Consider the following 13,505-nt stretch of genomic DNA (forward strand, 5'->3'; position numbering starts at 1 on the left):
TTCCCGGCAACCAGAGCGCGTCATTTTAGCCGAGGCGACTTTTCAGACAACCCCTAGTACTGCCTCATTAATGTTCGCCATTATATAAAAACTTAGGTATCTCCCAACGAAATCGAACAGCCAGAAGTCGAAGCAAAACACCGCTAAACAAGGCAAGCAAGACAACCTGTTTGTTGGGCAACTCCAATTGCATACACACCATATAAGTCCAAGCAGTGAAAAACGACACGCTGGCGTACAGTTCGCGGCGAAAAACCAACGGAATGTCGTTACAAAAAACATCTCGCAATACACCGCCAAATATGCCGGTAATAACTGCACTGACTGAAGCCACGAGCATGCCGTCTCCACGCGTCAGGGAAATCTCGCATCCGATCACCGTAAAAGCTGCTAAGCCAACTGCATCCAGAACCAAGAATAATGAATGCAGACGTCGCATCCACGGTGCAATTATAATCGTCAATAACGCTGCGACAGTGGTTAGAACTAAATATTCAGGGTGCAATACCCACGTGAGTGGATAATGGCCGAGTAATATATCGCGTACCGAACCGCCACCGAGCGCTGTTACACAGGCAATTAAGACCACACCAAACCAATCCATACCACGACGACCGGCGGACAAAGCGCCAGTCATCGCTTCTGCACTAATGCCAATAAGGTAAAGTACTAGCAACATGGTGGTGAATCTTCCAGGGCTTGGCTAGCCTGTTTAAACGTAGCAAGTTCTGCATTTAGGTACTCTATTTGGCTCTCCAAAATCTCGATATGTTCAAATAATATGGATTTCACTTTTGTATTGAGCACATATGTTTGTGCGGCTAAAAAAGAGCGCTCTAACCGAACGACGATGTCACTATTCATACTTCGAGAATCCGCTGTCGCTGCGTATTTTATCTTCTCATGAAGTTCTTTAGGCAGGCGAACAACAAAAGCAACAAGTTGACTGCGCATCACAGATCTCTTTTAAAAAAACGAGGTCATATCATAAGGCGATTGCCTGAGCTTTTGGCTTGAGAATTTTCTTTTTGAGTCACGTAATTTTCTGTTAACTTCAAGCTAGGAGATCTTATGCGTACCCTGGCCGCTCACTCTACTTCAAACATGCCGTTCTTCCGAATACCGTTAGGAAGGGAGCAAAAAATATTCCATCGATGAACTCATCTTTAGAGAAATCACCTCAAAAAAACAGCCGCTGCGGGTGATTTCGCTTCATTTTAATCCACTTTTTGGCGACTGTGTGCACGGTCACGCCATCCGGTATGATCGACGCCACTATGGACCACTTCCAATGGCGACCTCAATCAAGCCCGCCCGTAGTGTCCGCACGGGCGGGCCAAGCAACCCGCGTTATTGAATCCTCCAAGACTCGACAATCTCAGGGCCATACAGAGCTTTCCATGTTTAAGCTGTCGATGATTACTTCCTTTCGTTTCAATCAATTCGCCGGAGTCCGGTTTTTTATAAATTTTTACTATGCGCGGCTTACTGGAGTTTTTTGGAGTCACACCTGTCCGCTTCAACGTGCCGCGACTGGATTCCGGGTCTAAAATACTAATAATCTGGTTTAAACTAAAGCCGTACTTATTGAGTAGAGCGCGCAGTTTTGTCTCAAAATCTATTTCTTTTTTTAGGCCAATATCACTTTTAATTGATTTAAGGTCTGCAAGCTGTGTAGCCAATTGCTGATCAAGCCTGCGAAATCCTGCAAAACGGGATATAGGAGTACCTTTGATTAGTGAACACGAGTAGTGTACTCCAAGACTACTATACTATGACTGCGCCCTCATCACAGGCGAAGTTAAAGAATAGAAAATACGTTACTCTACCTTCGTGATATAAGCCAAGCGCATGCCATGCCGACTCGTCTGTTAAGGCGGCCGAGATACCCTGTTTAGGAAGTGCTGCCTAACCTATTCACAACCAGACGGCATCGGCTCGGGCATTCCGGTTTATGCGCAGAATGCGAAACTGACGATGCTGGCCCCCCCTTTAAACGGCCTCCCCGCGTAGCTACTCATTCATCCAGCGCTTTCTTTAGAGTGCGATCACCCCATCAATCCAAGAAGCATTAAGCACGTCGGGAGCGCTTGGATTCATCTGTTCGCGGTGTAGCGACTCTGAAGTTCACTTCCAGACTATTCAGTTGGACGGATATAAATGGCCGCTGCCGCCCAACCGGCCGTGACTGACTGCACAATGGCCGATCCCGCCTGGCGCGTAGGTACGATCTCGTACTGTGCTGTAAGCGTCCGGACGCCCCGTCTTGCACAACTAAATCGGTTGCAAACGATGCGGCCACAACTCCCATTTTCATTCGCCTGCTGCGTCGGCAGGCGAGTAAAAACGTCCTTTAGATAGGTATACGCATCGTGCCCGTAGAGCTTGGCCGACTGGATCAAACTCATCTGGCACTTTGCTTCATTGGACACTGGTCATCTTACACTAGGTATACAGCGATACATCGCTGACCCCTTCATGGCGAAAAACTTCGGCTAACGCCAGGCTCAGCGGGGGAAGCTACATCTTAAGCAATGTGGCTTTACGTTCGGGTGAATAGTACGTCACAACCTGTCTCTTTCCGCCCTCGGTACACTTTTTGGAGGTAAATCAGGAGAGGCGACAACTATACTGACACCGGGGGGCCTTCATAAGACCCACCTGTTAGGCATTTGGAAATAAGCCCGAGCAGACTCCGGTCTGCAATCCGGTGCCCCAGAAACATCAGCATCCATGCTCGATCTCATCAAAGAGCGACGTGCTATCCGCATCTAATAACCAGTTCACCTTCTCGCCCCTTGAGCGCGACCCTGAATGCATCCAGCGCATCTTTCTGGCTACGTTCCGGCTGAAACCCGTACGAGAATCCCAGTAAGTCCCCGCATTCACATCGGTAACGGCTGCCTGCTGTACGATCTTGTCTTTAAAAGAAGCAATAATCAGCGGACGCTGCCTACCGTCGGCTTTGGGAATATAGATCCGCCGCGACGGCGTTGCCCGATAGGCTCCACTGTGAAGCCGTGCATGCAAATCGGTCACCTCCAGGAGAAAATCTCCTCATATTCTCGCCACGACATGCCGTCCATGCCCACTACTCCTTCGCGGCGAAGTGCATAGAAGCTCTGCGCCAGTAACTGCAGCGTGATGTGGTGCAGCAATGCCGTGAACTGCATGCCTTTGCTCCTTGAGGCTGCTTTACGTACACCCTCAAGCCCATCGACGCTCAACTGATCCGGCTCTGCGCTCGGGCCGCGGGGGAAGTGTCGGTGTTTCCCTTGGTTACCGCCCTTTCTTCCACCGTCTCCGCAGGGGCTAGGCCCCTTGTTCGATGGTTTCTCAGGTAATACGGGCGCATCCAACTTCTCAGCGACGTAGACAGCAGGGTTACGGTTTGGGCCTTTCCTGCTCCGCCCGTGCTTGCGCATCGGACAGCGCAGAGATCTTCCAGTTTCTGCGCGATGACTTTCCAACGTGCACAAGGCCTCCGACCGCGCGGGATCTGAGCATGACTGGCGTATAACGCCCTGCTCCGTATGGCCTTCTGCTTCGCAGAATAACATCGGCATCCCGAATTTCTGATCACGCAGTTCAATGGTTGGTAATGGAAAACAAATTGTGCCTGCAAGCTGGGTAATGGACTCAATTACTCCCGACGCCCACACCTGACGCGGGGAAAGCGTGCCAATAGTGATAGTGCTATGGTCTACGGCTGCCAATGGTGGGTGTCAGAGGGCAATACGATACCACTACGTTTTTTCGGCAGGTTGCTATGAGCATTAAATAAGAAATTCAGCGCCCGCAATCCGGCGGGCTACAGCGAACGTGTAAGAGATTACAAATCATTTCTGCCGGCGCCGTTCTTTTGAATTCGGTGCATTAACGCGTGGAATCGGTGATGACACCCCGGAGCTGTATGTAAAATTCTCGTTTAGATCTGACCGTCCCCTCAGCTGGAGAAGGCCTCACTTAAAGTGACTTTTCGCTTGCTTTCTGCGAAATTTCCAGATTCGAACTTGCACCAGGATCGTTATCATGGCCGCTAATAGTAGCCGCACAGATCCTAGGTAAATAGAGCGAATCAATACATCTACAGTAATTGCCCTTCAAGTCTTAGATAGCATAGCGACGAGCTTGTTTCGTACGAGCGTGTTTTAGAGGTTAGCTCTAAGGCAGCTCCCTTACAGGGCGAGTTAACAAGTATCTCGGCTTTTATCTTACAGTGCTGACTGGGTTACGAAAGAAGCAACTAATCGATATTAGTCGCCATCTCTAACTTTCTATTCTCTCGGAATCAAAATGATTTTCTTAAAACGTACTTTCGCCGGGCCAGCCGTCATCGCGATTTTATCCACAGTAAGTATTACGGCGTTTGCACAAGGTCAAGTCCCCAACGCCGGATCAATTCTACAACAAAAGAAATCGGAATCCCGCGACCTTGATTCACGAAATACTAGTACTCAATCCGCTAATATACTCAAAAATACTCAGCTGGAGCAGACACATTATACCGTAAACCAGTTCAAGTTCATCGGTAATACTAAAGTATCCAGCGAAGATCTAGCAAAAGTCACAAACTCATTCATGGGGCGTGAAGTTACCGGTTTGCAGATGGAACAAATCGCGGAATCACTCAGCGCGGTCTATTCCGCGCACGGCTATGGATTTACTTCGATCAGCTACGATCCAGCCGCATTGGCAAATGGCAGTGCGGAATTTTCGATAATTGAAGGCAAAGCCGGCAAAGTGATCGTAAAAAATCAAAGCCGGGCGAGTGATTGGCTGGTAGACGGTTTACTGGAGAAATTTCATAGCACCCCTGATAATACCGAGAGCCTGGAGCGGGCAGGATTATTAATTAATGAGATTCCAGGCGCCACTGCAAGCCCCCCCCGCCTTTCACGGGGAGCCCTTGATGGGACCGTTGATGTTGAGGTGGACGTGAATAAGTCCCCGCTTATCAATGGCTACGCGTCGATTGATAACTATGGGAGCCGAACCTCAGGCCGTTTACGTATGAGTGCAATGCTTGGAATCAACAGCCCCTTTGGCTGGGGGGACTCACTGCGACTAAATGTGTCGGGCATGCCTTATCACTCTGATGGAAAATCCACTTTGGGCGGTTTTGTCTACGATTTTCCGCTCAGCAACAACGGGGTACGTGGCGGCGTTGGGTTCAATCGCCTTAAATATAATTTGGGCGGTATCTATGCTGGTTTGTTCGACGGGACGGCTGATGTATGGTCGGCTTACGCGAGCTATCCGTTTGTTCGCCAGCAGGCGACTAACCTGTCAGGACGGCTGACATATAGCCATAGTGTTTATGTTGACAACCAGATGAGCTTTGAAAATCGTAGGCATTCGGACTCAGTTGCATTGATGGTTTCTGGCGACCAACAGGATATGCTTTGGGGCCGCAATGGGGTCAGCCGCTATGCGCTAACACTTACTCACGGTAAGTTACAATACGATAACCAGGCCTATGCTTTGCAAGACCGGCAAGGCGAAAGAACTGCAGGCGACTATAATAAGGCAGAGTTATCACTCTCTCGCATGCAGCAGTTGACCGGCTCTGTCTATTTGCAAGCGGAGTTGCAGGGCCAGCAGGGGTTTAAGAACCTTGACGGCGCGTCACGAATGGTACTGGGCGGGCCATCCGGTGTTCGGGCATTCAGTTCCGACTATCTATCAGTGGATAGTGGGGTGCTCTTCCGTAGCACAGTTGGTTGGCATATGTCGATAGGTTTACCAGTTAACATCTACGCCTTCTATGATGGCGCCGCTGGCGCGCTGCGCCATACGCCGTCGCGTAGAGCTTCAAACAATGTCAGTCTTCAAGGTGCGGGGGTTGGCGCGGATTTGTCTTTTCATAACGTCAGCATTTCAGTTAGCACGGCCAACCGCACAGGAGGCGAAGCGCTGAATATACAGAGTCAACCGAAAAATTGGACATGGGCATCGCTCACATACTCTTACTAAGATCGCATGTAGAGATTTCGCCAGCACGTCTTTGACTAGTAGGTATTCGACATGATGCTATTTTTGTCGAATAAAATACCAGGGTCATGGCGTCGCTTGCACCAATGTTCGGTTCAGGTTTGGCAGAGCAGCCCGGCTATTGGGCTAACAGTAGCAGCTATAGATTGATGTAATGTTTGAAATTATATTTAAGGATGGTCTGAAATAGCCGGATATTTTCCGGCTATTAAGCCGTCAGCACTTTTCAAGAAACGACCCCGTCGAAATTTGACCCATTCTCTTCATTTTTCAGTCCTTCCAGCCGCTGCAAGGCGCTTTGCAGCCGCCATTTCCTGGATTACACGCGCACCTCTCCTGTGCTCGCCAATAAACGTCGACGTGCCATCCGAAGGTTTGATAGGGCGAACAACGTCAGCATCTGCGTTGTGTTCTTGGCCAGCCCCCCCGAAAACGCACTTCTTCACAGCCAAACTGGAGCTTGATCTCCCGAAACGGGTGCTCGACCTTGGCACGAACCTGAGCCTTGGCTTTCTCGAACTTGCGTATCGCTTTGTACAAGACACTGTGTTTTCCATGCTCTTTGTAAGTGCTGCGCTGGGCTGGAATCTGCCAAATAACCTCACGCTCTTCGTGCTCTTCTCGCTTCTCGACCCCGGTATAACCCGCATCGGCGCAGACCACGTTTTCTTCGCCATGCAGCACTTTATCGATCTGCGTGACATCCGCCACATTGGCCGCCGTGACCACCACGCTATGAACCAAGCCTGACTCATCGTCGACGCCTATGTGGGCCTTAGCACCGAAGTAATATTGGTTGCCTTTCTTGGTCTGATGCATTTCCGGGTCGCGCTTGCCATCCTTGTTTTTGGTTGAGCTAGGCGCATGAATCAGAGTGGCATCCACAATGGTGCCTTGGCGCAACGACAGTCCACGGTCGCCCAAATAACCATTGATCACGGCGAGAATTCCGTAACCGTCCGGGCAACACACCTTCCTGACACCGTCGCTTGAGGCGATGGTGTCCACCTAAATTTAAGTGGACACCATTTCTAGCCTTTTTAAGCGGACGCCCATGCCACAAGAACGCCGTTCCTATTCCAAGTCCTTTAAGGCCCAGGTCATCGCCGAGTGTGCGCAGGCTGACACCTCGATTGCCAATGTCGCCTTGACCCACAATCTCAACGCCAACCTCGTCCATAAATGGATACGCGTGCATGCGCAGAAAAATCTGACACTTCAAACCGCCGTCATCCCGGTCAAGACATCGCCGCCGGTGCAGATGCATCAGGCCCTTCCTGCCACGATCCGAATCGAAGTGCCGCATTCAAAAGGCGTAGTCCTGGTGAGTTGGCCGGCAGAAAATGCAGCGGGGTGTTCTGCTTTCCTGCGAGACCTGCTGCGATGATCCGCATCGACTCCATCTGGCTCGCCACCGAGCCCATGGACATGCGCGCCGGCACTGAAACTGCGCTGGCGCGGGTCGTGGCGGTGTTCGGTGCGGCGAAGCCGCACTGTGCTTATCTGTTTGCCAACCGTCGTGCCAATCGCATGAAAGTGCTGGTGCATGATGGTTTGGGGATTTGGCTTGCAGCCCGGCGCTTGAATCAAGGGCGCTTCTTTTGGCCGGGCGTGCGGCACGGCTCTGAAGTCGAGTTGGATGCAGAGCAACTTCAAGCCTTGGTGCTCGGTTTACCTTGGCAACGCGTCGGTTCCGGAGGAGCCATCACGGTGCTCTAACTTGTCTGCCATGGCGCGCTTGCCAGCGCAATTGGCCCATCCGTCTATCGCCTCCACTAGCCCTCTCTGGCAAAATCGGTGGCATGACTTCGCATCCGTATCTCGATCAATTAAACCCTGAAGAACTGCGCGCCTTGGCGGCGCAGTTGATCCAGCGCGTCGAGACGATGGACAAGCAAATCACTCATCACAAGTCGGTCAACGAGAAACTGGCCCACGAGATCGCACTGCTCAAACGCTTCAAGTTTGCCAAGCGCAGCGAGCAGTTGAGCCCGAATCAAGCCAGCCTGCTCGACGCCTTGATCGATACGGATATCGCCGCTATCGAAGCCGAACTTGAGGCGCTGCAACCGGCACCTGTCGAAGCCAAAGTGCGCCAGCAACCCAAGCGCGCACCGCTGCCACCGTAGTTTCCTCGCACGCTGATCCATCACGAACCGGACAGCAGCCACTGCCAGTGCGGTTGCGCCCTCAAGCGCATCGGCGAGGATGTCAGCGAGAAGCTCGGCTACACGCCGGGCGTGTTCACAGTGGAGCGTCACATCCGTGGCAAGTGGGTCTGCGATCAGTGCGAAACCCTGATCCAGGCACCGGTTCCGGCGCAGGTCATCGACAAGGGCAGCCCGACCGCCGGCCTGCTGGCCCACATCATGGTGGCCAAGTTCGCCGACCATCTGCCGCTGTATCGCCAAGAGAAAATCTTCGGCCGCGCCGGGCTGCCCATCGCCCGTTCGACCTTGGTGCTGTGGGCGGGCGACTGCGGCGTGCAATTACAGCCGCTGGTTGATGCGTTGCGCGAAGCCGTGCTGACATACGGCGTTGTCCACGCTGACGAAACGCCGGTACAAATGCTGACACCTGGCGCGAAGAAAACTCATCGCGCTTACGTCTGGGCCTATGCCACCAGTCAGTTCTCCAACCTGGCGGCGGTCGTTTACGACTTCAGCCCGAGCCGCGCTGGCGAACATGCCCGAGCCTTCTTGGGCAGTTGGGACGGCAAGCTGGTCTGCGATGACTTTGCCGGCTACAAGGCAGGCTTTGAACTGGGCGTTACGGAGATCGGCTGCATGGCCCATGCCCGCCGGAAGTTCTTCGATTTGCACGCGACCAACAAGAGCCAGGTCGCCGAAAAAGCGCTGCACTACATCGCGGTCTTGTACGAAGTTGAGCGAGAAGTCCGAGAGCTGGAGCCGGGTGATCGGCAGCGAATACGGCAGGAAAAAGCAGCGCCAATCGCCGACGCACTTCATACCTGGATGATCGCCCAAAGACAGCTTGTGCCTGAGGGTTCGGCCATCGCCAAGGCGCTGGATTACAGCCTCAAACGCTGGATAGCGCTGACGCGCTATCTCGATGACGGTGCTGTGCCCATCGATAATAACTGGTGCGAGGTGCGACACGAAGTCGCTTAATGAAGTTGTTCCCCCCAGCGGGAACCACCCGTGTCACCGGGTGAATCTAGAAGGCTGAATCAAGAGCGCCTTCGACAATGGAACGAGGCACCGCAAGGTGCGGGGTACCAATCGTGAGAGGCGTACCCTTCTGGCAGCCATAGCCGGACAAGGGCTAGATAGTCGGTATGGTGAACGCATGTGAATCTGCGCAACGATCGTTAAGTTGAGCGAGCGGAAATGGCTTACACGCTCGAACCAAAATGGTAATGGAGGAGGGAATTGCGTCTTTCGACTACGCACTCGTGACCCACATGCCTCCCGGTCGATAGCAGGCACCTAACCCGACGCACTTCAGTAGGCGCAACGTGGAAATCCCGTATCGCTCCCGTCAGGGAAAGCCGTTTGTAAAAACTGCCCATGGCGGTGCGGGCGAAGGAACGAGGAAAAAGCGAATGCCATCCTGTAATGGGTTGGATAGAAGTTGAAACATCACTTCACGCGAAAGCGGGCAGACGTCCTCATGGTCTCTCTTCACACGAGAGTTGGTAGAACCCTTTCAACGGAAGGAGAGCAAATGAACGCAGCAGCATTGGCGTGTGCATCTTCCGGCACGTCGTGGGACGGCATCGATTGGATCGCCGTGCAACGTCGTGTCAAAGGGCTGCAAGCGCGTATTGTGAAGGCTGTACAAGACGGTAGGCATAACAAGGCGAGAGCCTTGCAATGGCTGCTGACTCACTCGTTCAGCGGCAAAGCTTTAGCCGTGAAACGTGTGTCTGAAAACGAAGGCAAAAATACTCCCGGTGTGGACAAGGTCACTTGGAATACGCCCAGGGCCAAGATCGCTGCGATAGAGTCGTTGAAGCGGCGAGGCTACTCGCCGCTTCCGCTTCGGAGAGTACTCATTCCGAAGAAAAACGGTAAGACTAGACCTCTCGGAATTCCCGCGATGAAATGCCGGGCCATGCAGGCGCTTCATTTGCTGGCTCTGGAACCGATAGCGGAGACCACCGCCGACCCGAACTCTTATGGATTCAGGCCGGAACGCTCAACTGCGGATGCCGCCGCGCAGTGCTTTGGTGTGCTGTCACGAAAAGCAAACGCAGAGTGGGTGTTAGAGGGCGACATTCAAGGCTGTTTCGACAATATCAGCCATGACTGGTTGATCGCCAACATCCCCATGGATAAAGCGATTTTGCAGAAATGGCTCCAAGCCGGTTATGTCTACCAAAATCAGCTGTTCCCCAGCCACGCAGGAACCCCGCAGGGAGGCATCATATCCCCGGTGTTGGCCAACATGACGTTGGATGGGTTGGAAGCGATGCTGGCAAAGAGGTTTCCCAACGCAAAGTGGACAGCCCGAAAAATGCAGATGGTGCGTTATGCAGACGACTTCATCATCACTGGCTGTTCGAAAGAGTGGCTGGAAAATGAAGTCAGGCCCGCCGTGGTTGAATTTCTGGCAGAGCGTGGACTTGTCCTCTCTCCGGAAAAAACCAAAATAACGCACATAGGGGACGGGTTCGACTTCCTCGGATGGAACCTGCGCAAGTACAACGGCAAGCTCCTGATCAAGCCGTCCAAGGCGAACATCGGGGCTTTACTTGCCAAGCTGCGAGAGTTGATCAAGACCAACAAAACGATACGGCAGGCTAACTTGATAGGTTTGCTCAACCCGGTTCTACGGGGCTGGGCGAACTATCACAGTCATGTCGTCGCCAAGAAGGTCTTCAACCAGGTGGACAGCGCCGTGTGGGAAATGCTCTGGCGATGGGCGGTGCGTCGCCACCCTCGCAAGACACGCCGATGGGTGAAGGATCGGTATTTCAAAGTACAAGGGGCACGTCGATGGGTATTCTCATGTGCTGAAAAATCCGCCGATGGTCGGAAGCGTCAGTACACGTTATTGGACGCCTCGGACACGCCAATTGTGCGACATATCAAGATCAAGGCTGCTGCCAACCCTCACGACCCTGAATGGGATGAGTACTTCGAATCCCGATGGGGCAAAAGAATGCTTATCTCCCCAAAGGGTCGAGCCAAGCTGTATCGGGTGTGGCTACAGCAAGGCGGCCGCTGCTGCGCATGCCTTAAACCGGTCACCAAAGACACACCATGGCATAGCCGCCATGTTGTGAAGCTGAGTCACGGAGGGACGGATGCGGCCGCCAATCTTGAGATCTACCACCTGCGGTGCCCAAGGAATGTGCAATTTGCCAATGTCGACGATGTATAACCGGGTGCCCAGTAGCGCCTTAGCAGAGGCTTGAGCCGTGTGCTGGGAAACTCGCATGCACGGTTCTTAGGGGGTTGGGCGCGGGCAACCGCGTCTGACTACCCGACAATCAAATTCGGCCGTGGGCTCTTGGGCGCTCGAACTGGCTGTTCGCGGGCTCGTTACACAGCGGTAAACGTGCGGCGGCGATCATGAGTTTGATCCAGTCGGCGCGGCTCAACGGGCATGATCCGTATGCTTACTTGAAGGATGTTCTTACACGCCTGCCTACACAGCGGGCGAGCGAGATTACTGAGCTTCTGCCGCATAAGTGGACGCCCACCTAATCGCTGAGCGTATTACCGAACACCTTCCTCTTTTGCCAAATAGAGTAGTGAAAAAATCGATGCAGCATTAAAGGAGCATGTCATCCCTATCCTTCGCAGCATGGGGTTTAAGGGATCGCCTCCCCATTTTCGCCGCAATACAGGACAGCAAATTGATCTGATCACGTTTCAATTTGATAGGCATGGAGGGGGGATTTGCCATTGAGGTAGCTGTCAGCCCCGCAGAGGGAGTGACTATGTCTTGGGGTGAACAGATCCCGCCAACAAAAGTGGTCGCGGTACACCTGCATCCGAATAAGCGTATCCGTTTAGGGGCGGTTATGGGAGGCGATCACTGGTTCAGATATGACAATAAAGGAAACAGTACTACTCGGTTCGCAGATACGGCCCGCGAGGTTCAGTCTTACCTGAGCGGCGAAGCATCTGATCACTGGGCCAAAGGCCCCCTCCCGGACACCAAAAGCTCATAAAGCTCCACCGCAACCGTCAACAGGGGCGTCTTGCTCGCGCCATCGGCCTAAGATGATTCCGTCAAGACGTGTCTACCGGACGGTTACAGAATTCCAGCGGCCAGTTCGTGTTTTTCCAGCAGGCGACGGAAGTTGAGGATCGTGGTTTCATCCGGGATCCGCTCAAGGTTCAGACCCGAAAACTGGCGCAGGATGGTCGTTTCATACAGTGCTTCTTCCATCGCAGGATCGCTTTAGCCGAATCAGTTTTGCATCAAGTGCACGCGTAGCATCGCCATCAACGGATAGGCCGGACGGCCACCTTCACCCTTTGGATAGTGCGGCTCAATCAAGGCGATCAAACCCTTCCAAGGCACCACCTGATCCATCTCGATCAGGAACAATTCCTTGCGGGTCTGCTTGCGTTTGCCTGCGTACTCGGCGCCGGCAAAGGTCATCTGTTCATCATCGAAAAGCTCGGCGACTGGTGTCCGGCAATTTTGCCAAATCAGGAAGTCTTTTTCAGGATTTCCCTAAAGGGTGTAGACACCTTGCCTCTCTTCTATACAGCATTGCCATGCCTAAAACTGGACGCCCGCCCGCAATTGCTGCGGAGCATTACCCACTACTGACCAAGCTTGCTCATGCGCAGCCCTAGTCCAGTCAGGCCGAATTGGCGCAAGCATTCCATGCTGAAACGTGCATCACCGCTCATCCCGACACGTTCGCAAAGGCGTTGAAACTGGCTGGAATTGTTCGTGTAAAGGAACGGGCCAAAGGTAGTTTCCAACCTCCCGAGCCTCGTAAGTCTTATGGCTACACCGAGGCACACCGGCGTCAGTTGCCGGAGCAGCGCTATCCCAGTTGCCTGACCGACGCCGAATGGACGCTGGTCGCAGATTTGTTGGAAGTATCGGGCGGCGGTCGTGGCGTGCCACCCCGGAACTCCAGGCGCACGCTCCTGGAGGCTTGCTGCTATGTCATGCGCACGGGATGCTCATGGCGAATGCTGCCTCGCGAGTTTCTATATTGGGACAATGTCTATAAAACCTTCCGACGCTGGAGCGCTCAGGGCAAATTTGAGCAAATGCATGATCAGCTTCGTGCCCAATGGCGAGAGCGAGTGGATCGTGATGAAAAGCCGTCAGCCGCTGTTCTGGATTCTCAATCAACTCGTAGCTCGCCCAGGGTGGTGAAAGTGGTTACGGCGCAGGCAAGAAGGTGAAAGGGCGCAAGCGCAGTCTCATCGTTGATACCTTAGGCCTGCTCTTGGCGGTGAGCATCAGTGCAGCCAGCATGCAGGATCGAGATGCGGCAGACGATGCGGCGACGTCCTCAATGGGCAAGTACCCATCATTGAATACCCTGTTCGTCGACAGTGCCTAAT

The 13,505-nt window shown here is 53.1% G+C and carries 10 protein-coding genes and 6 pseudogenes; 8 read left to right on the forward strand and 8 right to left on the reverse strand.

Annotated elements, in window-relative coordinates; genetic code table 11:
• Nucleotides 1-67 precede the first annotated feature (67 nt).
• From KVH01_RS29105 to KVH01_RS30265, 6 genes and pseudogenes are all read right to left on the reverse strand, one after another.
• The gene (locus tag KVH01_RS29105; RefSeq protein WP_217883769.1) at nucleotides 68-679 is read right to left on the reverse strand and encodes a trimeric intracellular cation channel family protein; all 612 of its coding nucleotides are present in this window, start codon (nucleotides 677-679) and stop codon (nucleotides 68-70) included.
• Entirely contained in the window at nucleotides 670-954 is a 285-nt protein-coding gene (locus KVH01_RS29110) for an Arc family DNA-binding protein (protein WP_217883770.1), read from the reverse strand. The genes KVH01_RS29105 and KVH01_RS29110 overlap by 10 nt, the downstream gene beginning before the upstream one ends.
• A 350-nt stretch (nucleotides 955-1,304) precedes the next feature.
• A complete protein-coding gene (locus tag KVH01_RS29115) occupies nucleotides 1,305-1,682 on the reverse strand; it encodes a histone-like nucleoid-structuring protein, MvaT/MvaU family (protein WP_404822120.1) in 378 nt (125 codons plus the stop codon).
• A gap of 592 nt (nucleotides 1,683-2,274) precedes the next feature.
• Nucleotides 2,275-2,408 (reverse strand): annotated as a pseudogene (locus KVH01_RS29120) (transposase domain-containing protein); the annotation flags it as partial.
• A 316-nt stretch (nucleotides 2,409-2,724) separates the two neighbouring features.
• Entirely contained in the window at nucleotides 2,725-3,039 is a 315-nt protein-coding gene (locus KVH01_RS30260; protein ID WP_225924430.1) for a reverse transcriptase family protein, read from the reverse strand.
• Nucleotides 3,036-3,173: a hypothetical protein gene (locus KVH01_RS30265; protein ID WP_225924431.1), complete on the reverse strand. Its 138-nt coding sequence runs from the start codon at nucleotides 3,171-3,173 to the stop codon at nucleotides 3,036-3,038. Before KVH01_RS30265 ends, KVH01_RS30260 begins: the two co-directional genes overlap by 4 nt.
• 1,123 nt (nucleotides 3,174-4,296) lie before the next feature.
• Here KVH01_RS30265 and KVH01_RS29130 point away from each other — a divergent pair.
• The gene (locus tag KVH01_RS29130) at nucleotides 4,297-5,976 is read left to right on the forward strand and encodes a ShlB/FhaC/HecB family hemolysin secretion/activation protein (protein WP_217883771.1); all 1,680 of its coding nucleotides are present in this window, start codon (nucleotides 4,297-4,299) and stop codon (nucleotides 5,974-5,976) included.
• Nucleotides 5,977-6,313: 337 nt separating this feature from the next.
• Here the strand turns inward: KVH01_RS29130 and KVH01_RS29135 are convergent.
• A pseudogene (locus KVH01_RS29135) lies at nucleotides 6,314-6,945 on the reverse strand (IS5 family transposase); the annotation flags it as partial.
• Nucleotides 6,946-7,048: 103 nt separating this feature from the next.
• Between KVH01_RS29135 and tnpA the strand changes: the two are divergent.
• The 6 genes and pseudogenes from tnpA (at nucleotide 7,049) to KVH01_RS30780 (ending at nucleotide 11,874) form a co-directional block, all read left to right on the forward strand.
• Nucleotides 7,049-7,381, forward strand: coding sequence for an IS66-like element accessory protein TnpA (tnpA, locus tag KVH01_RS29140; protein WP_217883772.1), 333 nt, complete (start codon nucleotides 7,049-7,051; stop codon nucleotides 7,379-7,381).
• On the forward strand, nucleotides 7,378-7,713 hold the full coding sequence (tnpB, locus tag KVH01_RS30270) for an IS66 family insertion sequence element accessory protein TnpB (protein ID WP_017279403.1): 336 nt from the start codon (nucleotides 7,378-7,380) through the stop codon (nucleotides 7,711-7,713). The genes tnpA and tnpB overlap by 4 nt, the downstream gene beginning before the upstream one ends.
• An 83-nt stretch (nucleotides 7,714-7,796) precedes the next feature.
• Nucleotides 7,797-9,104, forward strand: a pseudogene (tnpC, locus tag KVH01_RS29150) (IS66 family transposase); the annotation flags it as partial.
• A 577-nt stretch (nucleotides 9,105-9,681) separates the two neighbouring features.
• Nucleotides 9,682-11,343: a group II intron reverse transcriptase/maturase gene (gene ltrA / locus KVH01_RS29155; protein ID WP_217883773.1), complete on the forward strand. Its 1,662-nt coding sequence runs from the start codon at nucleotides 9,682-9,684 to the stop codon at nucleotides 11,341-11,343.
• Between the two features lie 104 nt (nucleotides 11,344-11,447).
• A pseudogene (locus tag KVH01_RS29160) lies at nucleotides 11,448-11,669 on the forward strand (transposase domain-containing protein); the annotation flags it as partial.
• Between the two features lie 88 nt (nucleotides 11,670-11,757).
• Nucleotides 11,758-11,874, forward strand: a complete 117-nt coding sequence (locus KVH01_RS30780) for a DUF4304 domain-containing protein (RefSeq protein WP_404822121.1) — start codon at nucleotides 11,758-11,760, stop codon at nucleotides 11,872-11,874.
• Nucleotides 11,875-12,225: 351 nt separating this feature from the next.
• On the opposite strand, the pseudogene KVH01_RS29170 reads toward KVH01_RS30780, so the two are convergent.
• A pseudogene (locus KVH01_RS29170) lies at nucleotides 12,226-12,576 on the reverse strand (transposase); the annotation flags it as partial.
• A gap of 215 nt (nucleotides 12,577-12,791) precedes the next feature.
• On the opposite strand from KVH01_RS29170, the pseudogene KVH01_RS29175 reads away from it, so the two are divergent.
• Nucleotides 12,792-13,501, forward strand: a pseudogene (locus tag KVH01_RS29175) (IS5 family transposase); the annotation flags it as partial.
• Nucleotides 13,502-13,505 lie beyond the last annotated feature (4 nt).

The organism is Pseudomonas khavaziana, assembly GCF_019145205.1.
In the GTDB taxonomy this organism is placed as follows: Bacteria; Pseudomonadota; Gammaproteobacteria; order Pseudomonadales; family Pseudomonadaceae; genus Aquipseudomonas; species Aquipseudomonas khavaziana.